Consider the following 669-nt stretch of genomic DNA (forward strand, 5'->3'; position numbering starts at 1 on the left):
ACGAATGAAGAAGCACGGTCTTGCTGCAGCGACGGTATGCGCCGCGATCACGGTGGCGGTGTGGATGGGGTGGATGGGGTGGCCCGAGCCCACGGGCGACCAGGTGTGGGCCTACCAGAAGCTGCGGCCGGCCGATTACCGCCAGCTGCGCAGTGATGCGCTCGGCTTCGTGACCGCGAAGGCATACGAGGGCTTTGAACTGCACGCGCGCCATGCCGGGGCGACGTCCTTCGAGATCCGGTGCAAGGGCGTGCTGGTGATGGACGTGGAGAATGCGCCCTCGCGCGTGCTGATCCGCATGCCTGCCGATGCACGATGGCGGGCGCCGGATATCGAACGGCTGCGCATCAGCTTCGAGCGCTGGCTGGATCTGCATCAGAGCCAGGGACGGTTGCTGGTGGAAAGCGCGGGGCCTTCGTGGGTTGAGGCCCGGTTTGGGCGCTTCACTGGGTTGGTGCCTGATGAGCAGCGGTGTCTGCTTGGGGGCCCAGGCCACCGCCAGGCCGATCCCAGCAACCATGTCCGCGCTGAAGTGCCTTCGTAGGCTGACGCTTGTAGTGGCCGTGCGCGTGCACCGCTAGGGGCACGGCAACCGGTCAGGGGCCGAACCCGAGTGCCATTGCAACCACTTTTCCATCCCGGACGTAGAAGCATATGTTCGATCCGTCT

At 65.6% G+C, this 669-nt stretch carries 1 protein-coding gene; it reads left to right on the forward strand.

Features of this window, described 5'->3' with window-relative positions:
- Positions 1-544, forward strand: a 544-nt coding sequence (locus tag DAI20_RS19585; protein WP_205781506.1) for a hypothetical protein, incomplete at its 5' end; no start/stop codon positions are given.
- Positions 545-669 lie beyond the last annotated feature (125 nt).

This window comes from Planctomonas deserti (genome assembly GCF_003067705.1).
In the GTDB taxonomy this organism is placed as follows: domain Bacteria; phylum Actinomycetota; class Actinomycetes; order Actinomycetales; family Microbacteriaceae; genus Planctomonas; species Planctomonas deserti.